Raw genomic sequence first — 24,009 nt, 5'->3', positions numbered from 1 at the left:
TGTCCGGAGCGGCTCGCTTCGAGCCTGTCAGATGGTACCGATGAGACATCCTTCTTCTGGAAACCGGCTGGCCTGCCGCAGGGCTAAATCGTTGTATTTGCTTAACTGCAGAGCTGAGTGCCTAATGCACGAAGAGGGTCCGGCTCGTGAAAAGCCGGACCCCACACTTTTTCGTCAATCCGCTGTGGATTAGAACGAACGGGTCAGGCGAACGAACCCATTCCAGCTATCATCAACGCCGTCTTCGTCACGGTAGCCGAGGTCAGCCGAAGCCTTCAGGCCCTGAGCGAGCTGGTATTCGACGTAGATGTCGGCAGCCCATGCGTCAGCAGCAGTGAAGTCGACGGAGTCGTAGTACATGACCTGCGGGGTGATCGAGAGCTTCTCGGTCGCCTTGAAGGTGTACGCAGCGCCAACAGTCCATTCGGATTCGAAGTCATAGCCAACAGACTGGCCAGAAGCCCAACCAGCAGCAATGCCGAGCGTACCCGGACCGATGTCTGCAGAGAGGACGCCGGCGATGCCGCCTTCTTCACTGCCGAAGTCGTAAACTGCGTAGGCAGCGAGCGACGCCGGGCCGATAGCTGCCGACAGGGTACCCTGAACGCCAACTTCGTTGTCGACGAACTCGTCGGAGAGGTCATCTACGCCCAGACCAACGGTGAAGGCGTCGGACGTGTAGGTGTAAGAGACCGTGTTGAAATATGCATTGTTGAAGAACGCATCCGATTCACCGGCCAGACCCCAGTCGTCAACCCAGGTCAGATCGCGACCAACGAGGAAGCCACCAACGGTGATGTAGGCCTGCTCTACTTCTACGCCGCCATTTTCATCATCGACAGTGATGTCGGCTTCGGCGCCCTGGACGGCCTGAAGGCGGATGTAAGAGCCAACCGTACCGATCTCCGAGTCGTTCTTGGCTTCAAAGAAGACGCGCGCACGGACGTTGCTGTCCCAGTCTTCAGTCGAAGAGTCGTCGAAGCCGAGGGTCGCACGAACTTCGCCGCCGATCTTGAGGCAGGTTTCGGTGCCGGGGATGTAGAAGTAGCCGGTGCCGAAGGCGTCGCAAACGCGAACGTATTCCATGGGCTCGGGCTCAGCGGCGACGATTGCGTCAGCGGCCTGAGCGCCGGAAACTACAGCGAGAGCTGCAGCGGAGCCGAGAAGAAGGCTCTTGATGTTCATTATTGACCTCCAGTCAATTATAGAGGTCAACACGAGCCTAAAGTCTCTTAATTCATTAATTACAGACACTTAGGTCGGTGTGTCGATTTTCGGCGTCACAAAGATTCCGGTAAACCGGTATCCTTGAGCGCAAATTGCGAGCGTTATCCCGCTCGTTTCCAGGCGGAATCCGAGCTCGCGAAGCAGTGCAAAAGTCCGCTACCGAGCGCTCATTCAATCATGTGGGGGAAATCAGGAATGGCGGAGAGGATGGGATTCGAACCCACGATACGCTTTTGACGTATACTCCCTTAGCAGGGGAGCGCCTTCGACCACTCGGCCACCTCTCCGGTGCCGCCTGATTATTTGCTTGAATCAGTGATTGCAAGGCCTTTTCTCCGCTCTCAACATTTTAGCTGAAGCCGCCTGGCCAAGCGCCTGATCTCTAAGGACGGCGAATCGCGCCGGAGAACGACATGATTCTGTCACCTGGAGGACCTCATACGGTCGATTTCACCCGCTAAGGGTGGAAAACACAGAATGTCGCGATGCTACCGAAGCGCGAAGGATGATGGTTCCCGGTGCAACTTTTTGCGGAATCCTGTGCCAAAATGGGAAGGAAGCGGCAAAAACGCAGGGTGGCGACGAAGCCAAAATCCCCTAGTAAGCGGCGGTTTTGTCTGGCTTTTCTTAATGAAACCTAAATGAATAAGGGGGTGGGTCGGTGACTTTGTGGCGTTTGAGCAACAGGCCCGGCGGAAGGGTGGCCCCTTTTCCACCATTCCACTCTTTGGTGATTGCATGACCGACGGGGTTTTGTATTTTCAACCTCGGAAGCGAGGCGGTGGATCGTCCGTCTTCTGAAACCGACGGGGATGGGGCAGGGAATGCTGTCCTTCAGCCAAATAACCCAGACCCATACGAAACTTGACTGGAGGTCAATAATGAACATCAAGAGCCTTCTTCTCGGCTCCGCTGCAGCTCTCGCTGTAGTTTCCGGCGCTCAGGCTGCTGACGCAATCGTCGCCGCTGAGCCCGAGCCCATGGAATACGTTCGCGTTTGCGACGCCTTCGGCACCGGTTACTTCTACATCCCCGGCACCGAAACCTGCCTTAAGATCGGTGGCGAAGTTCGCGTAACGCTCTCCGTCAACGAGAACAACGCACCGTATTCGACAACGACAAACGATGACTGGGACAGCGCTGTTCGCGCGCGTCTCTCCTTCGACGCCAAGAACGACTCGGAAATCGGCACTGTTGGTTCTTACATCCGCATCCAGGCCGACAGCCAGGGCGCGACTGGTACCGATGTAGGCGTAACGCTTGAGCAGGCGTACATCACAGTCGGCGGCTTCAAGGTCGGTCGTTCTGTAACGTTCGCTGACGACTGGGGTCTGGCTGGCGAAACCGATGATTTCTTCGGTAACACCAAGTTCAACATGGCTTCGTACACCTACGCAGCTGATGCTTTCACTGTCGGTCTCGGCATTGACGACCTTTCGGACTCCGGTACCGCAGCTGGCACAGCTGGCGTCGTCGGTGGTGGAAATGAAGTCGGTATCGAAGGCATGGTATCGGCGTCTCTGGGTGCCGCGACCGTAACGGTCAACGGCGTCTATGACTTCGGTTCGGAAGAAGGCGCAATCGCTGGCGTTCTGTCTGCTGATGTCGGTCCGGGCACTTTCGCTCTCGCCGCTGCTTGGGCTTCTGGTCAGTCTGTTGGTTACAACTTCACGTCTGAGTGGACCATTGGTGCCGCTTACACCTTCAAGGCTACCGACAAGCTCTCCATCACTCCGCAGGTCGTATACTGGGGCGACGTTGGCTTCACGACTGCCGACCAGTGGGGCGCAGACGTTCTGGTCGAGTACCAGCTTGCTTCTGGCCTGAAGGCTTCGGCTGACGTTCGCTATCGCGACCGCGACGGCGCTGCTGACAGCAACTGGGATGGCTTCGTTCGCCTGACTCGTTCGTTCTAATTCGATCTCCAGATCGGATAAGGGGAGCCTGGCCTTGTGCCGGGCTTTTCTTTTGCCCCCATGTGTCAGTCATCGGCTGACTTAAAGAGGGAAGGCGGGGTCTCGAGGACCTTTGGCGGTTCAGCGCTCCAGGAACGCCCCGATCTCGGCCGCCAGCCCACCCAGATGCAGCAATGGCGCGTGCCCCTGTTCCTTGGCCTCTATACCAACGCATTGCTCATGCCGCCGCACCATTTCGGCGACGGTCTCATGCGACAACAGCTGCGAAAACTCTCCTCGCACCACCATCACAGGCTTTTCAACCAGGAGGCCGAACTGCGCCCAGAGATCGGGTAGTGGTTGGCTCAGATCCGCAGCGCGGAACTGTTCGGCGATAGCGGGATCGAAATCCGCCATCAGCCTGCCGTCCACTTCGCGATAAAGCGCCCGCGCCATGCCCTCCCAATCGCCGGAGCTAAGCGCTGGAAACTCCGCGCCATGCGTGGCACGCAGGATATCCGCCGCCTCGCTGAAGTTTTTTGGTGTCGGCCGGCTGCCAAGATAGCCCTGGATCTGTCTTAAGCCTTCCACCTCCAGCACCGGGCCAATGTCGTTCAGGACGAGCCGTTCGATGCGCTCCAGATGCGTCATTGCCAGCACATGCAGGATGAGCCCGCCGCGCGAGGTGCCGATGAAGGCGGCACTGTCGATCTCCAATTGGTCAAGAACACTGATGACATCGCCGGCTTCGACCGGGATGGTGTAGCGCGCCGGCTGCGGGTCCCGATCGGAGAGCCCGCGGCCACGGGATGAGATCGCAACCACCCTGCGGTGATAGGGTGCTGCCGCCAGTATGCGGGCGAGATCCTCGAAATCCAGCAGGTTGCGGGTCAGCCCCGGCAGGCAGGCGACCGGGATCCCCGGATTGGCTTCACCGTAAATGCGCACATGCAGTTTCAAGCCATCCGGCACGGTGATGAAACGGTCGATGCTGTCCGCCATGCGGCACTCCCTCGCGTGGTGATGTCATGCGAGCCTAGCCGAGCGGAGGCCGCAGGTCATCCATCAATCAGGGGAGGGCGGGCGAACTACCGCCCGAAGCGCAGGTCGTGCACGATGTGGGTCTTCTGGCCAAGCCGGCTCTTGTAGACCTGATAATTCTCCATCACCCGCATCACGTAATTGCGTGTCTCGGGGAAGGGGATGCGCTCGATCCAGTCGACAACCTCGTCGATCGACTTGCCGCGCGGGTCGCCGTAACGCTCGATCCACTCCGGCACTTTGCGCGGTCCGGCGTTATAGGCGATGAAGGTCAGGATATAAGAGCCGCCGAAGGCGTCGATCTGCTCGCCGAGATAATGCGCGCCGAGCGTAGCGTTGAAGCCGGGATCGCGCGTCAGCTTGTCAGGCGCATAGGCGATGCCGTGGCGGGCGGCGACCCCCTTGGCGGTCGACGGCAGAAGCTGCAATAGCCCGCGTGCGTCGGCAGGCGAAACGGCGGCCGGGTTGAAGGCGCTTTCCTGGCGGGCGATCGCGTAAGCCAATGCCTTGCCGGAACCCGCAATATTGGCGGAAGACGGGATGACGCCGACGGGGAAGGCAAGTGCGGGCACATCGATCCCCCGCGAATAAGCCGTCTTGCCGATCTGCAGCGACAATTGATGCCCGCCTTCGGATTTCTCCGCCCGCGCGCTCAAGAGGGCCAGTTCGCCGGGGCTATCCAGCTGGTCGGCCAGCGCCCGGTAAAGGCTCTGCGCCCGCCAGCCATGGCCGGCCGCCTCGTACCGCGCGATCGCCTGGATCGCCTCGCGGCCCTCGAAACGCGCGCGATCCGCGCTGCTCGGTCGCGGATAGGGGATCTCGATGCCGGGCTTATCGATGCGGGCGGCGGCAAGCTGGCCGTAGAAGGTGCTGGAATGTTGTGCGGCACGGGCGAAATGCTGCCCCGCCTTGCCGTCCTTCGATGCTTCCGATGCGCGGCCCAGCCAATACCAGGCGCGGCTTGCCGAAAGCGGACGGTTTGAAACTTCGAGAATGCGGGCGAAATGCCGGCTCGCAGTGCCAGGATCGTTCAGCGCCCTCAGCGCATACCACCCCGCATGGAATTCGGCGTCTGCAATATCGGTCGCCTCCGTCGCTGCATGGCGCGACACGATGCGATAGGCCTCCCGGAACTGCCCGAGATCGGCAAGCCCGCGGGCGATGATGCGCTGTTCGTCCCACCAGGCGCGGCCGTTGATCAGCGCCTTGCGGTCGCGCGGCATCTGCTCGAGCAGCTTCGCTGCCGCCTCGAAATCTTGCTGTCTACGCAGGTTCTCGATGCGGATGAACAGCAAAGCCGGGTCCTTGGACCAGGATTTATCGACGGCGGCGATCAGCGCATCGACATTCTTGGCGCGGGAAATCACGCCGGCCCAGGCCTTGTAGAGCGATTGCGCCTCGCCGAGCGTCGAGAACCGCTTCGCTTGAGATGCCCGCTCGCGATACATCAGATAGTCCATGCGCGCGCGGTGGTCGGCGGTCGTCAGCAGGCCGGAAAACTCGGCCATGATCTTGTCTTCCGCTGCGTCGTCCAGCGCTTCCGTGCGCCAGAGCTTGCGGATCAGGCTCTGACCCTTCGCCTTATCACCCGAAGCCAGATGCGCGCGGGCGAGCAGCATCGTGCCTTCGGTGGTCTCGGGCGCGGTGTCGCCAAAGGCGGCAAGAACGGCTGACGGTGCCGGGTTTTCGCGGAAAAGCGCCTTTTCCGAATTCGCCCGGAAGGCTTTGAGCCCCGGCCATCCCTGAAGCTGCCGCTGGGCAGCGGCGATTTCGGTCGCCGGCACGTCGCGCAGGCCAGACATCGCGATCGACCAGGTCAGCATGTGCCGGTCGAGGCTGTCAGGCATGCGGTTGCGAATAGCGATCGCCTCTGCGCCGTCGCGGTCGGAAAGCGCGTCAAGGCCGGCCTTCAGCTGCGGATTGACGGCTGCCAGCCGTTCACCGCGCGGAATGGCGCCTGTCGTCTCGAAAGAAGGCGGTGTCGCCCTCGTCGGCGCAAAGCCGAGCGGCTTGACCGCAGGCACGGGAACGGAGGCCGGTTCCTGGGCATGCGCCGGAAGCGACAGCACGGCAAGACCGAGGCCGAAAACAGAGGCTTTGAGAAAGGTCGTCTTCATCCACACACCACAACCATAACACAACGCCCCGAGTAGGCCGAGAACGCGGTTAACAAAGCCTTGACGCGAGCGATCACATTCTCTCGAACGAAGCCTAGGAAAAGCGTCACAAATCTCCCTTGCATGCGCTTGTCGCACCCGAAGGTGCGCAGTAATGTGCCCTCGATTTAGGTTCAGAATGCGGCCGAAGCGTGGATCTCGGCCCCCGAGGAGTTCATTGCATGTATCAGGGATCCATTCCCGCACTCGTCACGCCGTTCACAGATCAGGGCGCCGTCGACGAGCAAGCCTTTGCCGCCCATGTGGAATGGCAGATTTCCGAAGGATCCTCCGGCCTCGTGCCCGTTGGCACCACGGGCGAATCGCCGACCCTGTCCCATGACGAACACAAGCGCGTGGTCGAACTCTGCGTCGAAGTGGCCGCCAAGCGCGTGCCTGTCATTGCGGGTGCCGGCTCCAACAACACGCTGGAAGCGATCGAGCTTGCCCAGCATGCCGAAGCCGTCGGCGCTGACGCGCTGCTCGTCGTCACGCCCTATTACAACAAGCCGACCCAGAAGGGCCTGATTGCCCATTACAAGGCGATCGCCGAGGCCGTCTCGCTGCCGATCATCATCTACAACATCCCCGGCCGTTCGGTGATCGACATGTCGCCGGAGACGATGGGGGCGCTCGCGAAAGCCCACAAGAACATCGTCGGCGTCAAGGATGCGACCGGCAAGATCGAGCGCGTCTCCGAACAGCGCATCACCTGCGGCCCGGATTTCGTCCAGCTCTCGGGCGAGGATGCAACGGCCCTTGGCTTCAACGCCCATGGCGGCGTCGGCTGCATTTCGGTCACCGCCAATGTCGCCCCGCGCCTCTCGGCCGAATTCCAGGCGGCAACGCTTGCTGGCGACTATGCCAAGGCGCTCACCTACCAGGACCGCCTGATGCCGCTGCACAAGGCGATCTTCCTGGAGCCCGGCCTCTGCGGCGCGAAATACGCGCTGAACCGCACCCGCGGCATGAACCGCACCGTCCGCCTGCCGCTGATGGCCACGCTGGAGGCGTCGACGGAAGCCGCGATCGACGCGGCGCTGAAGCATGCGGGATTGGTAAACTGAGGGAATGACAAAAGGCCGGCGGAGACGCCGGCCTTTTTTTGATGGGGGAGGATTGAGAACGGCCACTTCAGTTTTGTCGCGGGCGAGAGCGAGCCAATTGCCCTCGCGGGTCACAAAGCAATGCCTAGTTGAATGATAAGATGATTTCTGCAAAGCAGTTCAGATAAAATATAACTCAGTTTGGCTGCTATGTGGCCCCTAAAGCGGGGCTGGCATCAAGTAATCGAAACGCAAACGCCAACATGTTAAAGGCCCACCCCGCGAACTAGAGACATACCCTCGTTGCCGTTCTCAAGCAAGGCGCGCAATGAGCGTCCTCTGAGCTCCGGCTCGTCTAGGGGTAACTCCATAGCGGGGCCGAGCATCGACCCAAACGCGTGCTCTTCGCCCGAAAAACTGCGGCTAATGACACCACGAATTACCGCTCCTTGCGCTCCGAATATTGGTGCGCCGCTCATTTTTCCAGGCACACGCGCATTGAAGTCAAAACAAGGGCCGGGTGTCGGTACCTCTCTTGCAACGTGATTTTGTGGAAATGTGTTGAGGATGTTTCCAGCCGTTACGTAGATGTTCAGTCGGAATGCATTGTCCGAGATGCGGCTTGTATCTGGGTTAATTCGAATGTCCGGCATTTCTGCATAGCCAAGCGAGTATGCTTCTTCGCCTGGAACGAATGGATTGAGTGACATGTTTAATGGTTGATGCGCTTGTCCGTTCGGCATCTCTGGGATTTTACATACTGCAACATCAGTAAGATACTCCCATCGATCATCCTCATGAAGCAGTGGACTTTTATTCCATTTGCCCCACGTCCACATTTTCTCAAAGGGAAAAAAACGGAACGCCTTAGCGAAGTAGATGCCTCCCGCTGGCGCCATATAAGGGATCATGACCCCGAAATTCAGGTCTTCGCGATGTTCGACCTTTCCTGCAATGCACGTCGCACCGTACCCGGATTCTAGCGGATCAAGCAGAACGTGCCCTGCAGTGATAACGTAACCAGTACAGCTAATAATTGATGCGGTACCTATGCACCTGATCGCGGTTTCTCCGTCAAGCCACGCCACGACGGGCACGATGCTCTGCTGCATCAAGTAGTCGGTTGTGCCGAACAATGAGAAGACATCCGTAAAATTTCCGTTCGGATGTTTGGTCATCAGTTCGAGGTCGCCGCGCAAGAGAAAATAGCGCTCATCGTGTCCAGACTCGGATCGGAGCGTCAGCCCCTTTATATCGGAAATCCCCCAGCCCCCGTCCGTCCGCCGGGTCCATAGAGATTTCAAAATCGCCAAGGGAAACTCAATCGACACGTGGCTTTCCTCAACAGCTCAATTGCCAGGGGTAGGCTATGCCGTAGCGGCCGTCAGGCGCGCGGCAAATGCTGCATTCGTCTTCCCTGCGAGGAAGACGAAACGCTTTCTGCACTCCGAGCCAGACGGTACATTGTCTTCTTCGATCTGATTGCATGATTCGTTGGCGGGCCAGTACTAAGATGTACAAATTCAGCAAGCATAGATTGCGAAAGCCACGAAAACCTAGGGTGCGGACCTGTCATCAGTACGAACAGTCGAACGCTCATGCAAACTTCATCGCGATTGCCGCGCTAGCGGTGTCATTAATTGCTGCTGCTGCTGCTGCATGGCAAACGGTGCTACTCAAAGAACAACTGACTGCCGGGGATCGGAATCGCAGCTTCCAAGAACTGGTGCAGCAGGCTGGCAGCATATGTGAGCTGTTCTATCCCAATAAGATCAGAGCATATTCGTATGCCGCGCAGGCTGATGGAACATCGATCATCATCGTCGCCAGAGAGGACATTGATCCTTCTATATTCCAGGCCGCGCTTGCCGAGAGGATAGCCGCTGAATCTCGAAGATTGCGTTTGGCCTTCACTGTCGCTGCCGTTTGGTCAAATGGGGATCAGGCGATGAAATTTTCTCGGGCAGAAGCAAGTCTTATGGAACTGTTCCAATACTTTTCCTCTCCTGACCTATCAGTCTCACACCACCGCAACCTCTTCGCTATGCGCTACGTGAAGGCGTCGCACACATGCACCAACGATCGTGGGACCGGGCTTAGCAAAAGCATAGCTGCTCTTGTAAATGATGCAGAAAGCTGGTGGCTAGACGTGGACGCGAAGCCCGATCAAGTAGTCGTTTCTCCAAGAGCGGAATTGGAACGCATAGGCCGTGCGGAAATACGTAAGTTAGCAAAGCAGCAGGCAGAATTATTGAAGGAGTACGACAGTTATAATCAGCTGTAATTTTGACGTCGGTGAAAGATGACACGGACATCAAGATAATTTGCCTGATATACGATGAACGAGAAATTGTCGGCATGGCCAAATCAAGGGAGCAAAGTGTCTCCCGCCGCTCCCACTTTTATCCCCCATCCTTCGTCGCCCCCGCAAAAGAAAACGGCAGGTCACCAAAGGTAACCTGCCGCGCTCACTCGCATAGACGAGAAACCAATCAAAAGTCCAGTTCAAGACCATCTTCGCAGAAATCGAACTGCGCAGGCTCCGACTCGCTGCCGTCGGCAAATGCCGCCTTCACCCACTGCGCGCAGCTTGAAGTATTTGTGCTCTGATCCCAGACGAGATTGACAGTCGCTCCCGGCTGGATGCCGCTTCCGATGTCGAAGTTAGCCCAGTCACTCTTGTTTTCGGACACCAATATTCCGGTGATAGCTGTGTTGGTCGAGTTGGTCGCCGTAAACGAGAATTCGTCAGCGTGGGCAACGGTAGACATCATCCCGTTTCCGGTAACTGCGAAAGCAATTGCAAACAGGCCGAGACGAGCGCGATGGAGATTCATGGTCTGTCCTCAGATCATTGGAAGTTCGATGCCAGCACATTTTGCACTGCCATCCCGGAAAGTCGACGGAAATGATTGCCGTCGTCACCTCTCCCAGAAGCGGCGTTGAGCCGTCTGACAATGCTGCGATGCCGGTCGAAGCCGGCGTGCAAAACAATCAGATGCCGCAGGTCGATCCCCACCTTACGCGCTGTCTGCGCACCAGATCCTCATCCACCTTTATTTCCCCCCCATCCTCCATTACATATCCATGACAACAGCCACGCCCGCCCGGGCGCAGGCGACACACGACAAAATCCCGGGCGAAACGGAAGATGAGACCATGGCCCCCAGAGGCTCGCAGCGCACCGTCAACAAGATCGTCGCGGAAAACCGCAAGGCGCGCTTCAATTATGAGATCGTCGACACCTACGAGGCCGGTCTGGTTTTGACCGGCACGGAGGTCAAGTCGCTGCGCGAGGGCAAGGCCAATATTGCCGAATCCTATGCCTCTGACGAGGGCGAGGAAATCTGGCTGATCAATTCGCATCTGCCGGAATATCTGCAGGCGAACCGCTTCAATCACGAGCCCCGCCGCCGTCGCAAGCTTTTGCTCTCCAAGCGCGAGATCAACCGCCTGCGCGCCTCGATCAATCGCGAGGGCATGACGCTTGTGCCGCTCAAGATCTATTTCAACGAGAAGGGCAGGGCGAAGCTGGAGCTGGCGCTCGCCAAGGGCAAGAAGCTGCACGATAAGCGCGAGACCGAGAAGGAACGCGACTGGAACCGCCAGAAGCAGCGCATTCTGAAGACGGGTTGAGTGGCATGTCCCTGGAATTCCTGAAGGTCACCGTCGGCCCCTTCGTCTTCGAGGCCCGTTTCGAGCGCGAAAAGGCGCCCGAGACCTGCCGCATCTTTGAAAGCTTCCTGCCGTTCCGCAACCAGGCGATCCATTCGCGCTGGTCGGGCGAGGCGGTCTGGGTGCCCTTGGGCGATTTCCAGTTCGGGGCAGGCTTCGAGAACCACACCGCGCATCCCTCGCGCGGCGATATCCTGCTTTATCCCGGTGGTTTCAGCGAAACCGAACTGCTCTTCGCCTATGGCTCCTCGCAATTCGCGAGCAAGATGGGCGTGCTGGCGGGCAACCATTTCCTGACGGTGACGAAGGGACAGGAGCAGCTGGAGGCCATGGGCAAGATGGTCCTGTGGCAGGGCGCGCAGGATATCGCCTTCGAGGCGATGTGAAGCTGTCCTGAGAAGGCTTGTAAGGAAGTCCCCTCCCAAACCCTCGCCACAAGGGGGAGGGCTTAACCCGGCCACGCGCTCCCCACCTCCCCCTTGAGGTGGGAGGTCGCCGCAAAGCGGCGGGTGGGGGTGAACCCTACTTCGAGTTCGACGTTTTCTCGATCTTTCTAAGCTTCAGGCCGTCACCCCACCCCGGAGCTTCGCTCCGACCCTCCCCCTCAAGGGGAGGGTGTGGCCGCGTCGCAGCCGCGAGTCTTCTCCCCACTTGTGGGGGAGATGGCCGCCCTTCGACAAGCTCAGGGGACCAGAGGGGGCGTTTTTGGAAACGCAGCGGCTTTAGGGCATACGGGGCAAGGCGCCCCAAATCCCTCAGTGTTCGTCTTCGCTGGCCGTCGCCGGCTCCGGTGCGCGGGGCATGCCGCGTTCCGAGGGGTCGCGGCCGATTTCCGGCTTCAGCGTCATCAGGTCGATGAAATGGTCCGACTGGCGGCGCAAGTCGTCGGCGATCATCGGCGGTTGGGTGGCCATGGTGGAGACGACCGAGACCTTGCGGCCCTTGCGCTGTAGCGCTTCCACCAGCGTGGTGAAATCGCCGTCGCCGGAGAAGAGCACGAGATGGTCGACCGTTTCCGACTGTTCCATCGCGTCGATGGCAAGCTCGATATCCATGTTGCCCTTGACCTTGCGGCGGCCCATAGAGTCGGTGAATTCCTTCGCCGGCTTGGTCACGACCTTGTAGCCGTTATAATCCAGCCAGTCGATCAGCGGGCGGATCGAGGAATATTCCTGATCCTCGATGAGGGCGGTGTAATAATAAGCGCGAAGAAGATAGCCGCGCTTCTGGAAAGCCTTCAGGAGCTTGCGATAGTCGATGTCGAAGCCGAGGCTCTTGGACGCGGCGTAAAGATTGGCGCCGTCGATGAAGAGAGCAATTTTCTCGCGAGGATCGAACATTCCGATATCCTTAGGTCAAATATGAACAGTCTCGGCAAACGGCAATCAAAACAATACCTTGCCCCTCAAGATATGATCGTTCCGTTAAATTATGAAATGATCATATAAAAATCTATCTAGGGCATCGCATGGTCCAATCCAAGCAGCTTGAGGTTGAAATGTGGTGTAATAAGGGTATTTTCCGGCCTTCATTTTTGGGCTTGGCGGGGCGTCGGCACGAAAAACTTGAATTTGCCCTCCATTGCCTGTATCGCAGCCGTCAATCCCTCGCATTCATGACCGCAAAGGACAGGCAATGGCCCGTGTCACCGTTGAAGATTGCATCGACAAAGTCGAGAACCGCTTCGAGCTCGTTCTGCTCGCAAGCCACCGCGCCCGCCAGATCTCGCAGGGCGCGCCGATCACCATCGATCGCGACAAGGACAAGAACCCGGTCGTGGCGCTTCGCGAAATCGCCGACGAGACGCTCTCGCCCGACGACCTGAAGGAAGATCTGATTCACTCGCTGCAGAAGCACGTCGAAGTCGACGAGCCGGAGCAGGAGCCGAGCTCGATGCTCTCCAACACCGGCACCGCCGGCAAGGGCGACGAAGAGGACGAACTGCCGGAAACGCTCACCTTCGACCAGATGTCGGAAGAAGAGCTTCTGGCCGGTATCGAAGGCCTCGTACCGCCGGAAAAGAGCGACGATTACTAATCGTCAATAGATCAGACTTAAGTCTTGATCTGACTGTAGGATGATTGTGCGCCAGTCTTATCGACTGGCGCGCTTTTTCGTTTGTGGAGACGAGTGGAATGATGCGGCAATACGAGCTCGTGGAGCGGGTGCAGAAATACAAGCCCGATGCCAACGAAGCTCTGCTGAACAAGGCCTATGTCTATGCCATGCAGAAGCACGGCAAGCAGACACGCGCCAGCGGGGACCCCTATATCTCCCACCCGCTCGAAGTTGCCGCCATCCTCACCGACATGCATCTCGACGAATCGACGATCGCGGTCGCGCTCCTTCACGACACGATCGAGGATACCTCAGCCACACGCGCCGAGATCGACGAACTCTTCGGCGAGGATATCGGCCGCCTGGTCGAGGGCCTGACCAAGATCAAAAAGCTCGACCTCGTCACCAAGAAGGCCAAGCAGGCGGAAAACCTGCGCAAGCTGCTGCTCGCCATTTCCGACGACGTGCGCGTTCTCCTCGTCAAGCTCGCCGACCGCCTGCACAACATGCGCACGCTTGAGCACATGCGCGACGACAAGCGCGCCCGCATTTCCGAAGAGACGATGGAAATCTATGCGCCGCTCGCCGGCCGCATGGGTATGCAGGACATGCGCGACGAACTGGAGGACCTGTCCTTCCGTTACATGAACCCGGAAGCCTATGAGACGGTGACCAACCGTCTGTCGGAACTCTCTACCCGCAACGAAGGCCTGATCACCAAGATCGAGGACGAACTGCGTGATCTTCTGGTGGCAAACGGCCTGCTGACCCCTTCGGTCAAGGGCCGCCAGAAGAAGCCTTATTCTGTCTTCCGCAAGATGCAGTCGAAGTCGCTCTCCTTTGAGCAGCTCTCCGACGTCTACGGCTTCCGCATCCTGGTCGACGATATCCCCGGCTGCTACCGGGCGCTCGGCATCGTGCACACCCGCTGGCGCGTCGTGCCCGGTCGCTTCAAGGACTATATCTCGACGCCGAAGCAGAACGACTACCGCTCGATCCACACCACGATCGTCGGTCCGTCCCGCCAGCGTATCGAGCTGCAGATCCGCACGCGCCGCATGCACGACATCGCCGAATACGGTATTGCCGCCCACAGCCTCTATAAGGATGGCGAGAACGGCGATCCGAACGAGCCGCTGAAGCGCGAGAGCAACGCCTATTCCTGGCTTCGCCACACGATCGAGGCGCTGGCCGAAGGCGACAATCCGGAAGAATTCCTCGAGCACACCAAGCTCGAACTCTTCCAGGACCAGGTCTTCTGCTTCACGCCCAAGGGCAAGCTGATCGCGCTGCCGCGTGGCGCGACCCCGATCGACTTTGCCTATGCCGTCCACACCAATGTCGGCGACACCTGTGTCGGCGCCAAGATCAACGGCTCGATCATGCCGCTCGTCACGCGCCTGTCGAATGGTGATGAAGTGGAGATCATCCGCTCCGGCGTGCAGGTGCCGCCCGCCGCCTGGGAAGAGATCGTGGTGACGGGCAAGGCGCGCGCCGCCATCCGCCGCGCCACCCGCATGGCGATCCGCAAGCAATATGCAGGCCTTGGTCAACGCATCCTCGAGCGCACCTTTGAGCGCGCCGGCAAGATCTTCTCCAAGGATACGCTGCGTCCGGCGCTGCATCGACTCGGCCAGCGCGATGTGGAAGACGCGATCGCCTCCGTCGGTCGCGGCGAAACCTCTTCTCTCGACGTCCTGCGCGCCGTCTTCCCCGACTACCAGGATGAGCGCGTCACGGTGAAGCCCTCGTCGGACGAGGGCTGGTTCGCGATGAACAGTGCCAATGGCATGGTCTTCAAGATCCCCGGTCCCGCCCATCCCAAGGGCGATGTGCCGACGGCAGGCGACGGCCCCGACCCGCTGCCGATCCGCGGTCTTTCCGGCAATGCCGAGGTGCATTTTGCACCTGCCGGTGCTGTGCCCGGGGATCGAATCGTCGGCATCATGGAAGACGGCAAGGGCATCACCATCTACCCGATCCAGGCATCTGCCCTGCAGCGCTTCGAAAACGAGCCGGAGCGCTGGATCGATGTGCGCTGGGATCTCGATGAGGCGAACAAGTCGCGCTTCGTCGCCCGCATTCTGATCAACGCCCTGAACGAGCCGGGCACGCTCGCAACCGTCGCGCAATGCGTCGCGCGCCTCGACATCAACATCCGCGTCCTCAACATGATCCGCATCGCCACCGACTTTACGGAGATGGGGATCGATCTCGAGGTCTGGGATCTTCGCCAGCTGAGCCAGCTGCTCGGCGAGCTCAAGGAGCTCGACTGCATCTCGACGGTGAAGCGCGTTTACGATTGAGGCGATCTGCCGTCTCGAAGACATGACCGGTGCGGATGATATCCGCCCGGTCGCCTCGCAGCCGCCCTCTCTGCCTCACTTTTCATCACAATCCTGCCTAATTCGTAAACCTCGACCCTTCCGCTATGCGCTTTGCGCATGGCTGACGTCAGTTCTTGTCTCTGGTTGATTGTGCGCCGCACCATTATATCTCGGTCAACAGATGAAGACAAAGAACCGAGGACAAAACGATGTTTACTCCGATCCGCAAATTCGCCCGCGCCCTTCGCGTTCCGACCGTTGCAGAGCGTGAAATGAGCTACCTGAACGGCGCCCGCGATCTCGTCGACCTGGAATACCGCCAGCGCGAAATCGACCGTGGCATGTTCCGCCGCGGCTGATGCGCCGACGGACCAGATCTGGTCACCGGTCTAACAATCAGTGATCTCTGGTCTGAGATGCGACGCCGGTTCAATGCCGGCGTCTTTGCTTTTTGGCCACGCCGCGAGCCGCTTTTCCTTGCCGAAACCGCCTCGGATCAACTACATATCCCGCATGCTGTTTCGACGACGCCAACCGGTTTCCTCCCTGACGAAGTTGCGTGAGCTTCTCTGGCCGCGTCGTGGCTTCATCCGGTCGTTCCACTACCTGAGCAAGCGCATCCTGCGCCTGTCGGCAACGCCGCATGCCATCGCCGCCGGCGTCGTGGCCGGAATTGTCTCCTCTTGGACGCCGTTCATCGGCCTGCATTTCCTCCTGGCTTTCGCGATTGCCTACCTTGTTGCCGGCAATATGGTGGCTGCAGCGCTCGGCACGGCCTTCGGCAATCCGCTGACGTTTCCGTTCATCTGGGCTGCGACCTGGGAGGTCGGGCACCGGTTGATCGGCAACGGGGCGCCGGCCGGAGACAGCGTCGATCTCGAACACAAGTTTTCCCTCTATGCGATCGAGAGCATGTGGCAGCCCATCCTAAAGCCGATGTTGGTCGGGGCCGTGCCCCTGGCCGTCGTCAGTGGTGCCATCAGCTACTGCGTGATCTACTTCACCGTGGCCAAGTTTCAGGCGCGTCGCCGCGAACGCCTTGCCGAACGAGCCCGCGCCCGTCTCACCGAAGCTCTCCAGGGATCGAGCGTCTGACATGATCATCGGCATTGGAAGCGACCTCGTCGACATCAGAAGAATTGAGAAGTCGATCGACAGATTCGGCGAGAAGTTCACCGCACGCTGCTTCACCGATGAAGAGCAGGCGCGCTCGAACTGCCGCAAGGACTGTGCTGCTTCCTATGCCAAGCGTTTTGCTGCCAAGGAGGCCATGGCCAAGGCGCTGGGCACCGGCATCGCCGAGGGTGTCTTCTGGAAGGAGATGGGCGTCGTCAATCTGCCGAACGGCAAGCCCGGCCTTGAACTGACCGGCGGCGCCGCCAAATGCCTTGAGCGTCTGTTGCCGCCAGGGCATGTCGCCCAGATCCATCTGACCATCACCGACGAATTCCCCTATGCCCAGGCATTCGTCATCGTTGAAGCCCTGCCAGAAAGCCGCTGAGTTAACTGGTCGCGCTGGTCGGCGGGGCTACGCGGTTGCCGCGCTCGCCCGAACCGACTAGAGAGAGCAGGATTTTCGCAAGAAGGAACCGATCCGCGTGAGCGACGAAAAGAAGCAAAGTGCCCTTTGGGAAAACGTAAAGGTCATCATCCAGGCTCTGCTCCTGGCCATGGTGATCCGGACCGTGTTCTTTCAGCCCTTCACGATCCCATCCGGCTCGATGATGCCGACGCTGCTGGTTGGCGACTACATCTTCGTCAACAAGTTCTCCTACGGCTATTCGAAGTATTCGCTGCCCTTCTCGCCGAACCTCTTCGAAGGCCGCATTTTCGCAAGCGAACCAGAGCGCGGCGATATCGCCGTCTTCCGTTTCCCGCCGAACCCCAGCATTGACTACATCAAGCGCATCGTCGGCCTGCCGGGCGACCGGATCCAGATGATCGGCGGCGTGCTGCAGGTCAACGGCCAGCCGGTGCCGAAGATTCAGGATGGTGTCTTTACCTCCGACTACCGCATGGATCCGGGCACGGATGTGCCGGTCTTCCGCGAAACGCTGGAAAACGGCGTGAGCTATGACACGCTCGACCAGGCCCAGGGCACCCGCGGTGACGACACGCGCGAATTCATCGTGCCCGAAGGCCATTATTTCGCCATGGGCGACAACCGCGACAACTCGCTCGACAGCCGCTTCGACGTCGGTTTCGTGCCGGCCGAGAACCTGATCGGCAAGGCCTCGCTGATCTTCTTCTCGCTCGGCAACGACACCTCGTTCCGCGAAGTCTGGAAGTGGCCGGCCAACATGCGTTGGGATCGCCTGTTCAAGGTGGTCGAATGACGAACAAGAAGGTGGTCGGCGAAAAGGATTGGACGCAGCTCGAAGCTGCGATCGGCCACAAGTTCGCCGACCGCGACCGCCTGATGCGGGCGCTGACCCATGCCAGCGCCCAGGTCTCGCGGGGCAAGAAGGGCGACTACGAACGGCTTGAGTTTTTGGGCGACCGCGTGCTCGGGCTGTGTGTCGCCGAGATGCTTTTCACCACCTTTCGCGATGCGGCCGAGGGCGAGCTCTCGGTGCGCTTCAACCAGCTGGTCAGCGCCGAAGCCTGCGCCTCGGTTGCCGACGAGATGGAGCTGCACCGCTTCATCCGCACCGGCTCGGACGTCAAGAAGATCACCGCGAAGAATATGCTGAATGTTCGCGCCGACGTGGTCGAAAGCCTGATCGCCGCGATCTATCTCGAAGCAGGATTGGAGGCCGCGCGCGGCTTCATCCTAAAATACTGGCAGGGCCGGGCCGCCCGTGCCGACGGCGCTCGCCGTGACGCCAAGACCGAATTGCAGGAATGGACGCATGCCAGGTATGGCGCGCCGCCCAACTACAAGGTTGCCGATCGCTCCGGACCGGATCATGATCCCCGCTTCACGGTGATCGTCGAGATCCCGGGTCTGAAGCCCGAGATCGGCATCGATCGTTCCAAGCGTGCCGCCGAACAGGTGGCCGCGACCAAGATACTCGAACGCGAAGGCGTCTGGGCAAAGCCCTCCGACGCCAACTGATTGGACACCATGACCGAGATAGAGACAGAGGACGGCGGCGAAGCCATCGTCAACACCCCGACCCGATCCGGCTTCGTAGCCTTGATCGGCCCCACCAATGCCGGCAAGTCGACGTTGGTAAACCGCTTCGTCGGTGCCAAGGTGTCGATCGTCAGCCACAAGGTGCAGACGACCCGCGCTGTGATGCGCGGCATCGCGATCCACAAGAACGCCCAGATCGTCTTCATGGACACGCCCGGCATCTTCAAGCCGCGCCGCAAGCTGGACCGCGCCATGGTGACGTCGGCCTGGGGTGGCGCCAAGGATGCCGATATCATCCTGCTGCTGATTGACAGCGAACGGGGCCTACGCGGCGATGCCGAGGCGATCCTGGAAGCGCTGAAGGATGTGCCGCAGCCGAAGATCCTCGTCCTGAACAAGATCGACCGGGTGCGCCATGAAGATCTGTTCAAGCTTGCCGAGACGGCGAACGAAGCCGTCAAGTTCGACCGCACCTTCATGATTTCGGCGACCACAGGCTCGGGCTGCGACGACATCATGGACTATCTGGCCGAAACCTTCCCGGAAGGCCCCTGGTATTATCCGGAAGACCAGATCTCCGATCTGCCGATGCGCCAGCTCGCAGCCGAAATCACCCGCGAGAAGCTGTTCCTGCGCCTGCACCAGGAGCTTCCCTATTCGTCGCATGTCGAGACGGAGAAGTGGGAAGAGCGCAAGGACGGTTCCGTTCGCATCGAGCAGGTCATCTATGTCGAGCGCGACAGCCAGAAGAAGATCGTGCTTGGCAAGAACGGCGATGCGATCAAGTCGATCTCCACGGCCTCTCGCAAGGAGATGTCCGAGATCCTCGAACAGCCTGTCCACCTTTTCCTCTTCGTCAAGGTGCGCGAGAACTGGGGCAACGACCCGGAGCGCTTCCGCGAAATGGGTCTCGAATTCCCCCGCGACTGAATATGATTGGGCGAGGGGCGCTCAGCCCTTCGCCACGCGCCTTGCGACGAAATCAGAGATCGTCGGTCCGATCAGGATGATCAGGATCAGTCGCATGGTCTGCAGCGCCATGATGAAGGACATGTCGACAGGCGTCGTCGCGGCGATGATTGCGATCGAATCGAGCCCGCCGGGGCTGGTCGCGAGATAGGCGGTCAGCGGGTCGATGCCATGCAGCGACCAGAGCAGGAAGGCGAGCCCGCCGCCAAACGCCATCAGCACGAGGATCGAGCCGACGATCTGGGGCAGGGCGCTTGCCGCATGCCGCAGGATGCGCCGGGTAAACGACAGCCCGATCCGCCAGCCGATCACCCCATAACCGAGCGCCAGCAGCCATTCGGGCAGTTGCAGGGTTACGTAGCCCATCACATGCAGGATCGTCGTGGCAATAAGCGGCAGGAGCATGGTCCCGGCCGGTATGCGAAGCCAGGCGCCGACCGAAGCCGCAGCGATTGCCGCCGCAAGTGTCAGGCCGAGATCGAGCCAGTTCGTTTCCGGAAACCAGATGACGGGCTGGGCGGCGCCCCCTTCGATGTTGAAGACGAAGGCCGCCATCAGCGAGGCTCCGGTCGCGACGAAGGCGACCCGCAGATATTGCATGAAGGCGACGAGCCTGGGATCGCCGCCATGGGCCTCCGCCATCAGCACCATGGCGGAAGCCGCACCCGCCGAGGTTCCCCAGATCGCCGTGGTCCCCGGCAGGATCTCCGCCTTCGCCATGAAATAGCCGAGCAGGCTGCTTGCCGCGATGATCGACAGCACGACCGACAGGAAGATCGGCCAGTCGTCTGCGACCGTCGACAGTGTCCCGAGATCGATCGAGCGCGCAATGATGCAGCCGATCAGCGAGTGGGCGAAGATGTAAGGGTAGCGATGGACGGAAAGCCGCGCTCCATTGGTGGCAACCAGGATTGCCGCGACCATGGGTCCGAGCAGAAGGGCGCCCGGGATATGCGCGAGGAAGAGGCCGCCTGATATGGCGAAGGACAGCCCGAGAAGAATGGCCCAGCGCAGGATAACCGGAAGCGGTGTCAGCAGGCCGGGTTGCGGCGGCGGGCTTGCCGCGGATGCCGGCGAGACGGCGGAAGCGGCAACGCCGTCCGGGTCGGGCTGCTTGAACGTCTCGGGATCCTTGTCCGAAGCCATGAGCGTCTCCGTCCTTCGTCTGAGATCCGTTTCCGGGAAAGTTCTGGACGAAAGCGTGATTTCATCAAATAAATGAGGCGCACCTCACAATCGAGTTTTATGAGAATGACCTCGCAAAAGTCAAGTTCGGCAGCATCCCAGCCGGCTCCAGCGCCGACCGCCAAGGAGCCGAAGCGCAAGCGCGGCATTGCTCGCGTGGCAAAGCTTCTCGACGCCGGTGCCGCCGTTTTTGCCGAGCAGGGCTATAAGGCCGCGACCATGACCGAGATCGCCGCTCGCGCCGGCGCACCGATCGGCTCACTCTACCAGTTCTTCCCCAACAAGGATCTCCTCGCCGACGCCTTGATCGCCCGTTATGCCGAGCATGTCGAGGCAGCATTGGACCGCATCAAGGCGGATGCCTCGGGATTGGATGCCATGCAGCTCGGTGACCGGCTGCTCGATGTCCTGGTCGCCCATGCGACCGAACGGAGCCTCGCACTCAGCCTTCTCGATGCGCGCTGGGAGCAGCCGGGCGTGCGCCCCGGCCTGCTGCGCGAAGGCTTGCGTCGGCGGATCGCCGAAATCCTCTCGGTCTGGCGTCCGGCAATCGCCGAGGAACAGGCGCAGGTCATGGCAGTCGTCCTGCTTCAGGCGATGAAGTCGCTGGTGCAACTGCATGAAGAGAAACGCTATCCCGGCAAGGCCGAGGCGATTGCCCATTGGCGCGGCTGGGTGCAGCGCTATTTGACCGAAATCTGATCCGCGTGCCGAAATCCCTCGCTCTCCCGGGGGCTCTGCGGTAAAACCGGATCATGCAATGGACAGATGAGGCGATCCTTCTCGGGGTGCGGCGGCATGGCGAAACAAGCGTCATCGCCGAGATGATGACGCGCAGCCGTGGACGCCATCTCGGCATGGTGCGCTCAGGCCGCTCGCGCACCATGCAGCCCGTCCTGCAGCCCGGCAATCGCCTCGAAGTCACTTGGCGCGCCCGTCTCGACGAACATCTCGGTGAATACAGGGTAGAACCAGTAATGCTGCGCGCCGGCCGGCTGATGGAAACGGCGACCGCCGTCTACGGCGTCCAGGCGCTGGCCTCGCTGCTGCGCCTTCTCCCCGAACGTGATCCCCATCCGCATCTCTTCCAGGCGCTGGATGTGATTCTCGACCATCTGGAAGACCCGGCGACAGCAGGCGAACTCTTCGTCCGCTTCGAACTGGCGCTGCTGAACGATCTGGGATTTGGTCTGGATCTGGAGGAGTGTGCGGCGACGGGCACGCGCCACGATCTCGCTTACGTCTCGCCGAAGTCGGGCAGGGCGGTCAGTCGCGAGGCAGGTGAGCCCTGGGCAGACAAGATGCTGGCCTTGCCGGATTTCCTCACCCCCGGCACGAACCGCGCGGCCGATCCGGAGACCCTGGCGGCAGCCTTCCGGCTCACGGCCTATTTCCTGGATCGGCACGTCTACGTGCCGCGGGGGCTGGAACCCGGCGCGGCACGGGAGGGCTTCTGTCAGGCGGCGTTGAAGACCTTGCGCTCGCTGGAAGCGCCCGGCGAATTGGCCGCCCCCAGAAACACGGCCTGATCCTCGGGCGCAGATTTCGCCATGTGATCGTGAATGGCGGCCTGCAGCTCGCTGATATTGCGATAGCTACCGCCGTCGAGGTCGATGACCGGATATTTGACGGCGATGAACTTGACCCTGTCGCCATCGGGGATGGTGATGCCAACCGGGATCCCGGCATATTCGATAACTTGCTTCTTCATAACGATATTCCCCGCCCATGCGCGCGGCACGGCGTTGTCTAAGATGTCGATGAAATGAAATCAGTGCTTGCGCAGCGTCACATTCGACAGGTGCATTCGGAATGGCGTTTCACCATCACGAAGCGCGGGGTCGTCTGCCAGGATCGGATGGCATCAAGAAACACAACTTGCATTTCGCTGACCTCCTTCTTTGGCTGCGGCCTCAAAAGGTGAGGCCGTTCAAGGTTCGTCGTCAGTGTCCGAACCAGCTCGCACAAGGTAGGTGCTGGCTCGGAATCCGTCAACGGTCAGTCCGGGAAAAATAAAATAATTTTCTGTGACAGTCGCTGTGAGCTGAAAACACAGGAATTTTGATCCGGCATAGGGCGAATGCCGAAATATGATCTTACTTTGGGCAAAATTACGCCACTGCGATTTCTGGTCGCTCGACCGATTTTTCGCTGATCGGCCAATGCACCACAGCCGCGAAGATCCCAAGCGCTACACCCAGCCACCAGACCTGGTCATAGGTTCCGAACAGGTCATAGAGGTAGCCGCCCATCCACACGCCGAGGAAAGAGCCGATCTGGTGCGACAGAAACACCAGGCCGCCCAGCAGACCGAGGTGGCGCGTGCCGAACATGATGGCCACAAGCCCATTGGTCGGCGGTACGGTAGAAAGCCACAAGAGGCCCATCACGGCAGCAAAGACGACGACGGAGGCCGGCGTCTGCGGCAGAAGCAGGAAGAGCGTCACCGTGATCGAGCGACCGATATAGATCAACGCGAGGAAATAGGGCTTCGAGTAGCGCTGCCCGATCCAACCGGCGGCGAGTGAGCCGATGATGTTGAAGAAGCCGATCAGCGCCATGGCAATGACCGCATAGCTTGCTTCAATGCCGATATCGCCGAGATAGGCCGGGAAATGCGCGGTGATGAAGGCGACCTGGAAGCCGCAGACGAAGAAGCCGGTGGTGAGCAGGAGGTAGCTCTTGTGAGCAAACGCCTCCTTCAGCGCTTCCGCCACCGTCTGCTTGTACTGGTTGCCCGACTGGCTGCCGGACTGCGCATTTCCGCGCAGCGGGAAGGCCAAGAGCGGCACGACCAGCATCATCACGGCAATGATGACGAGACTGTCCGACCAGCCGAAGGCCGAGATGAAACCCTGGCTGAGCGGCGCAAACAGGAACATGCCGGCCGAACCCGCAGCCGTGCCGATGCCAAACGCCATCGACCGCTGCTCAGGCGTCACATTGCGGGCAAAGGCCGAGAGAATGACGCTGAACGAGCCGGCCCCGATGGCGGTGCCAACCAGCACGCCGCCGCCAATATGCAGCCAGATCGGCGCTGCTGCATGGGCCATCATCACCAGGCCCGCCGCGTACAGCACGCCGGACATGACGAGCACGCGGCCGGTCCCGTATTTGTCGGCAAGCGCGCCGAAAAACGGCTGGCTGATACCCCAGAACAGGTTCTGGAAGGCCATGGCGAGCCCAAAGGTCGACCGATCCCACCCGCGATCCGCGAGCATCGGCAGCTGGAAGAAGCCCATGGCCGAGCGCGGCCCGAAGGTCATCACCGCAATCAGCGATCCCGCGAGAATGATGAGCCAGGGCATGGCAGGACGGCTGGTGGTCGTCATGGGGGATTCTCCTCTGTCG

At 60.2% G+C, this 24,009-nt stretch carries 23 protein-coding genes, 1 tRNA gene and 1 pseudogene; 15 read left to right on the top strand and 10 right to left on the bottom strand.

Annotated features, from left to right (window positions below; all coding sequences use genetic code 11):
* Nucleotides 1-189: 189 nt before the first annotated feature.
* Together AC02Y0_RS11605 and AC02Y0_RS11600 are read right to left on the bottom strand one after the other, a co-directional pair.
* A complete protein-coding gene (locus AC02Y0_RS11605; RefSeq protein WP_476379049.1) occupies nucleotides 190-1,185 on the bottom strand; it encodes a porin in 996 nt (331 codons plus the stop codon).
* A 238-nt stretch (nucleotides 1,186-1,423) separates the two neighbouring features.
* Nucleotides 1,424-1,514: transfer RNA gene (locus tag AC02Y0_RS11600), tRNA-Ser, on the bottom strand.
* Nucleotides 1,515-2,108: 594 nt separating this feature from the next.
* Between AC02Y0_RS11600 and AC02Y0_RS11595 the strand changes: the two genes are divergently transcribed.
* Complete coding sequence (locus AC02Y0_RS11595) at nucleotides 2,109-3,143, top strand: porin (RefSeq protein ID WP_476379047.1); 1,035 nt, start codon at nucleotides 2,109-2,111, stop codon at nucleotides 3,141-3,143.
* A 120-nt stretch (nucleotides 3,144-3,263) separates the two neighbouring features.
* Here the strand turns inward: AC02Y0_RS11595 and AC02Y0_RS11590 are convergent, their stop codons facing one another.
* Both AC02Y0_RS11590 and AC02Y0_RS11585 read right to left on the bottom strand, forming a co-directional pair.
* Nucleotides 3,264-4,124 carry an alpha/beta fold hydrolase gene (locus AC02Y0_RS11590; RefSeq protein WP_476379045.1) on the bottom strand — a complete coding sequence of 287 codons (861 nt, stop codon included), beginning with the start codon at nucleotides 4,122-4,124 and terminating at the stop codon, nucleotides 3,264-3,266.
* Nucleotides 4,125-4,210: 86 nt separating this feature from the next.
* The gene (locus AC02Y0_RS11585; protein WP_476379043.1) at nucleotides 4,211-6,280 is read right to left on the bottom strand and encodes a lytic transglycosylase domain-containing protein; all 2,070 of its coding nucleotides are present in this window, start codon (nucleotides 6,278-6,280) and stop codon (nucleotides 4,211-4,213) included.
* A 221-nt stretch (nucleotides 6,281-6,501) separates the two neighbouring features.
* Between AC02Y0_RS11585 and dapA the strand changes: the two genes are divergently transcribed.
* On the top strand, nucleotides 6,502-7,386 hold the full coding sequence (dapA, locus tag AC02Y0_RS11580) for a 4-hydroxy-tetrahydrodipicolinate synthase (RefSeq protein ID WP_476379041.1): 885 nt from the start codon (nucleotides 6,502-6,504) through the stop codon (nucleotides 7,384-7,386).
* Nucleotides 7,387-7,631: 245 nt separating this feature from the next.
* Here dapA and AC02Y0_RS11575 read toward each other — a convergent pair whose 3' ends face one another.
* Nucleotides 7,632-8,696, bottom strand: coding sequence for a trypsin-like peptidase domain-containing protein (locus tag AC02Y0_RS11575; protein ID WP_476379040.1), 1,065 nt, complete (start codon nucleotides 8,694-8,696; stop codon nucleotides 7,632-7,634).
* Between the two features lie 182 nt (nucleotides 8,697-8,878).
* Between AC02Y0_RS11575 and AC02Y0_RS11570 the strand changes: the two genes are divergently transcribed.
* Nucleotides 8,879-9,649, top strand: coding sequence for a hypothetical protein (locus AC02Y0_RS11570; protein ID WP_476379038.1), 771 nt, complete (start codon nucleotides 8,879-8,881; stop codon nucleotides 9,647-9,649).
* A 208-nt stretch (nucleotides 9,650-9,857) separates the two neighbouring features.
* Here the strand turns inward: AC02Y0_RS11570 and AC02Y0_RS11565 are convergent, their stop codons facing one another.
* The gene (locus tag AC02Y0_RS11565) at nucleotides 9,858-10,202 is read right to left on the bottom strand and encodes a hypothetical protein (protein WP_476379036.1); all 345 of its coding nucleotides are present in this window, start codon (nucleotides 10,200-10,202) and stop codon (nucleotides 9,858-9,860) included.
* A gap of 322 nt (nucleotides 10,203-10,524) precedes the next feature.
* On the opposite strand from AC02Y0_RS11565, the gene smpB reads away from it, so the two are divergent.
* Together smpB and AC02Y0_RS11555 are read left to right on the top strand one after the other, a co-directional pair.
* Nucleotides 10,525-11,001 carry an SsrA-binding protein SmpB gene (gene smpB, locus AC02Y0_RS11560; protein WP_102021472.1) on the top strand — a complete coding sequence of 159 codons (477 nt, stop codon included), beginning with the start codon at nucleotides 10,525-10,527 and terminating at the stop codon, nucleotides 10,999-11,001.
* Between the two features lie 5 nt (nucleotides 11,002-11,006).
* Nucleotides 11,007-11,426: a DUF3830 family protein gene (locus tag AC02Y0_RS11555; protein WP_476379034.1), complete on the top strand. Its 420-nt coding sequence runs from the start codon at nucleotides 11,007-11,009 to the stop codon at nucleotides 11,424-11,426.
* A gap of 369 nt (nucleotides 11,427-11,795) precedes the next feature.
* On the opposite strand, the gene AC02Y0_RS11550 is transcribed toward AC02Y0_RS11555, so the two are convergent.
* The gene (locus AC02Y0_RS11550) at nucleotides 11,796-12,380 is read right to left on the bottom strand and encodes a LabA-like NYN domain-containing protein (RefSeq protein ID WP_102021471.1); all 585 of its coding nucleotides are present in this window, start codon (nucleotides 12,378-12,380) and stop codon (nucleotides 11,796-11,798) included.
* A 295-nt stretch (nucleotides 12,381-12,675) separates the two neighbouring features.
* Here AC02Y0_RS11550 and rpoZ point away from each other — a divergent pair, with 295 nt between their 5' ends.
* The 8 genes from rpoZ to era all read left to right on the top strand — a co-directional run bounded on the left by rpoZ (nucleotide 12,676) and on the right by era (nucleotide 19,434).
* Nucleotides 12,676-13,077, top strand: coding sequence for a DNA-directed RNA polymerase subunit omega (gene rpoZ, locus AC02Y0_RS11545; protein ID WP_102021470.1), 402 nt, complete (start codon nucleotides 12,676-12,678; stop codon nucleotides 13,075-13,077).
* Nucleotides 13,078-13,175: 98 nt separating this feature from the next.
* Entirely contained in the window at nucleotides 13,176-15,404 is a 2,229-nt protein-coding gene (locus tag AC02Y0_RS11540; protein ID WP_102021469.1) for a RelA/SpoT family protein, read from the top strand.
* 230 nt (nucleotides 15,405-15,634) lie between these two features.
* On the top strand, nucleotides 15,635-15,784 hold the full coding sequence (locus AC02Y0_RS11535; protein WP_069041758.1) for a DUF3563 family protein: 150 nt from the start codon (nucleotides 15,635-15,637) through the stop codon (nucleotides 15,782-15,784).
* A gap of 154 nt (nucleotides 15,785-15,938) precedes the next feature.
* On the top strand, nucleotides 15,939-16,520 hold the full coding sequence (locus AC02Y0_RS11530; RefSeq protein WP_476379031.1) for a DUF2062 domain-containing protein: 582 nt from the start codon (nucleotides 15,939-15,941) through the stop codon (nucleotides 16,518-16,520).
* 1 nt (nucleotide 16,521) lies between these two features.
* Nucleotides 16,522-16,926, top strand: a complete 405-nt coding sequence (acpS, locus tag AC02Y0_RS11525) for a holo-ACP synthase (RefSeq protein WP_476379030.1) — start codon at nucleotides 16,522-16,524, stop codon at nucleotides 16,924-16,926.
* Nucleotides 16,927-17,023: 97 nt separating this feature from the next.
* Nucleotides 17,024-17,761, top strand: a complete 738-nt coding sequence (gene lepB / locus AC02Y0_RS11520) for a signal peptidase I (protein WP_476379028.1) — start codon at nucleotides 17,024-17,026, stop codon at nucleotides 17,759-17,761.
* Nucleotides 17,758-18,483 carry a ribonuclease III gene (gene rnc, locus AC02Y0_RS11515; RefSeq protein ID WP_444557737.1) on the top strand — a complete coding sequence of 242 codons (726 nt, stop codon included), beginning with the start codon at nucleotides 17,758-17,760 and terminating at the stop codon, nucleotides 18,481-18,483. The genes lepB and rnc overlap by 4 nt, the downstream gene beginning before the upstream one ends.
* Before the next feature lie 9 nt (nucleotides 18,484-18,492).
* Nucleotides 18,493-19,434: a GTPase Era gene (gene era / locus AC02Y0_RS11510; protein WP_102021715.1), complete on the top strand. Its 942-nt coding sequence runs from the start codon at nucleotides 18,493-18,495 to the stop codon at nucleotides 19,432-19,434.
* 21 nt (nucleotides 19,435-19,455) lie between these two features.
* Here the strand turns inward: era and AC02Y0_RS11505 are convergent, their stop codons facing one another.
* The gene (locus AC02Y0_RS11505) at nucleotides 19,456-20,619 is read right to left on the bottom strand and encodes an AbrB family transcriptional regulator (protein ID WP_476379025.1); all 1,164 of its coding nucleotides are present in this window, start codon (nucleotides 20,617-20,619) and stop codon (nucleotides 19,456-19,458) included.
* A gap of 105 nt (nucleotides 20,620-20,724) precedes the next feature.
* Here AC02Y0_RS11505 and AC02Y0_RS11500 point away from each other — a divergent pair, with 105 nt between their 5' ends.
* Nucleotides 20,725-21,360 carry a TetR/AcrR family transcriptional regulator gene (locus tag AC02Y0_RS11500; protein ID WP_476379024.1) on the top strand — a complete coding sequence of 212 codons (636 nt, stop codon included), beginning with the start codon at nucleotides 20,725-20,727 and terminating at the stop codon, nucleotides 21,358-21,360.
* Between the two features lie 53 nt (nucleotides 21,361-21,413).
* Entirely contained in the window at nucleotides 21,414-22,187 is a 774-nt protein-coding gene (gene recO, locus AC02Y0_RS11495; protein WP_476379022.1) for a DNA repair protein RecO, read from the top strand.
* Nucleotides 22,188-22,189: 2 nt separating this feature from the next.
* Here the strand turns inward: recO and AC02Y0_RS11490 are convergent.
* Both AC02Y0_RS11490 and AC02Y0_RS11485 read right to left on the bottom strand, forming a co-directional pair.
* Nucleotides 22,190-22,369 (bottom strand): annotated as a pseudogene (locus AC02Y0_RS11490) (hypothetical protein); the annotation flags it as partial.
* A 400-nt stretch (nucleotides 22,370-22,769) separates the two neighbouring features.
* Complete coding sequence (locus tag AC02Y0_RS11485; RefSeq protein WP_476379020.1) at nucleotides 22,770-23,990, bottom strand: MFS transporter; 1,221 nt, start codon at nucleotides 23,988-23,990, stop codon at nucleotides 22,770-22,772.
* Between the last annotated feature and the right edge of the window lie 19 nt (nucleotides 23,991-24,009).

The sequence above is a fragment of the Allorhizobium sp. nf9_anc genome, assembly GCF_056323085.1.
Note: the sequence above shows the minus strand (reverse complement) of the source record. Positions and strands in the feature narration are given on the sequence as shown.

Coding starts and splice junctions, on each gene's coding strand:
- era (WP_102021715.1), top strand. CDS start 18,493: ATGACCGAGATAGAGACAGAGGACGGCGGCGAAGCCATCGTCAACACC.
- AC02Y0_RS11605 (WP_476379049.1), bottom strand. CDS start 1,185: ATGAACATCAAGAGCCTTCTTCTCGGCTCCGCTGCAGCTCTCGCTGTA.
- AC02Y0_RS11485 (WP_476379020.1), bottom strand. CDS start 23,990: ATGACGACCACCAGCCGTCCTGCCATGCCCTGGCTCATCATTCTCGCG.
- AC02Y0_RS11540 (WP_102021469.1), top strand. CDS start 13,176: ATGATGCGGCAATACGAGCTCGTGGAGCGGGTGCAGAAATACAAGCCC.
- AC02Y0_RS11550 (WP_102021471.1), bottom strand. CDS start 12,380: ATGTTCGATCCTCGCGAGAAAATTGCTCTCTTCATCGACGGCGCCAAT.
- AC02Y0_RS11570 (WP_476379038.1), top strand. CDS start 8,879: ATGTACAAATTCAGCAAGCATAGATTGCGAAAGCCACGAAAACCTAGG.
- AC02Y0_RS11505 (WP_476379025.1), bottom strand. CDS start 20,619: ATGGCTTCGGACAAGGATCCCGAGACGTTCAAGCAGCCCGACCCGGAC.
- smpB (WP_102021472.1), top strand. CDS start 10,525: ATGGCCCCCAGAGGCTCGCAGCGCACCGTCAACAAGATCGTCGCGGAA.
- AC02Y0_RS11535 (WP_069041758.1), top strand. CDS start 15,635: ATGTTTACTCCGATCCGCAAATTCGCCCGCGCCCTTCGCGTTCCGACC.
- AC02Y0_RS11530 (WP_476379031.1), top strand. CDS start 15,939: ATGCTGTTTCGACGACGCCAACCGGTTTCCTCCCTGACGAAGTTGCGT.
- recO (WP_476379022.1), top strand. CDS start 21,414: ATGCAATGGACAGATGAGGCGATCCTTCTCGGGGTGCGGCGGCATGGC.
- dapA (WP_476379041.1), top strand. CDS start 6,502: ATGTATCAGGGATCCATTCCCGCACTCGTCACGCCGTTCACAGATCAG.
- acpS (WP_476379030.1), top strand. CDS start 16,522: ATGATCATCGGCATTGGAAGCGACCTCGTCGACATCAGAAGAATTGAG.
- AC02Y0_RS11555 (WP_476379034.1), top strand. CDS start 11,007: ATGTCCCTGGAATTCCTGAAGGTCACCGTCGGCCCCTTCGTCTTCGAG.
- AC02Y0_RS11590 (WP_476379045.1), bottom strand. CDS start 4,124: ATGGCGGACAGCATCGACCGTTTCATCACCGTGCCGGATGGCTTGAAA.
- AC02Y0_RS11565 (WP_476379036.1), bottom strand. CDS start 10,202: ATGAATCTCCATCGCGCTCGTCTCGGCCTGTTTGCAATTGCTTTCGCA.
- AC02Y0_RS11595 (WP_476379047.1), top strand. CDS start 2,109: ATGAACATCAAGAGCCTTCTTCTCGGCTCCGCTGCAGCTCTCGCTGTA.
- AC02Y0_RS11585 (WP_476379043.1), bottom strand. CDS start 6,280: ATGAAGACGACCTTTCTCAAAGCCTCTGTTTTCGGCCTCGGTCTTGCC.
- rnc (WP_444557737.1), top strand. CDS start 17,758: ATGACGAACAAGAAGGTGGTCGGCGAAAAGGATTGGACGCAGCTCGAA.
- AC02Y0_RS11500 (WP_476379024.1), top strand. CDS start 20,725: ATGACCTCGCAAAAGTCAAGTTCGGCAGCATCCCAGCCGGCTCCAGCG.
- rpoZ (WP_102021470.1), top strand. CDS start 12,676: ATGGCCCGTGTCACCGTTGAAGATTGCATCGACAAAGTCGAGAACCGC.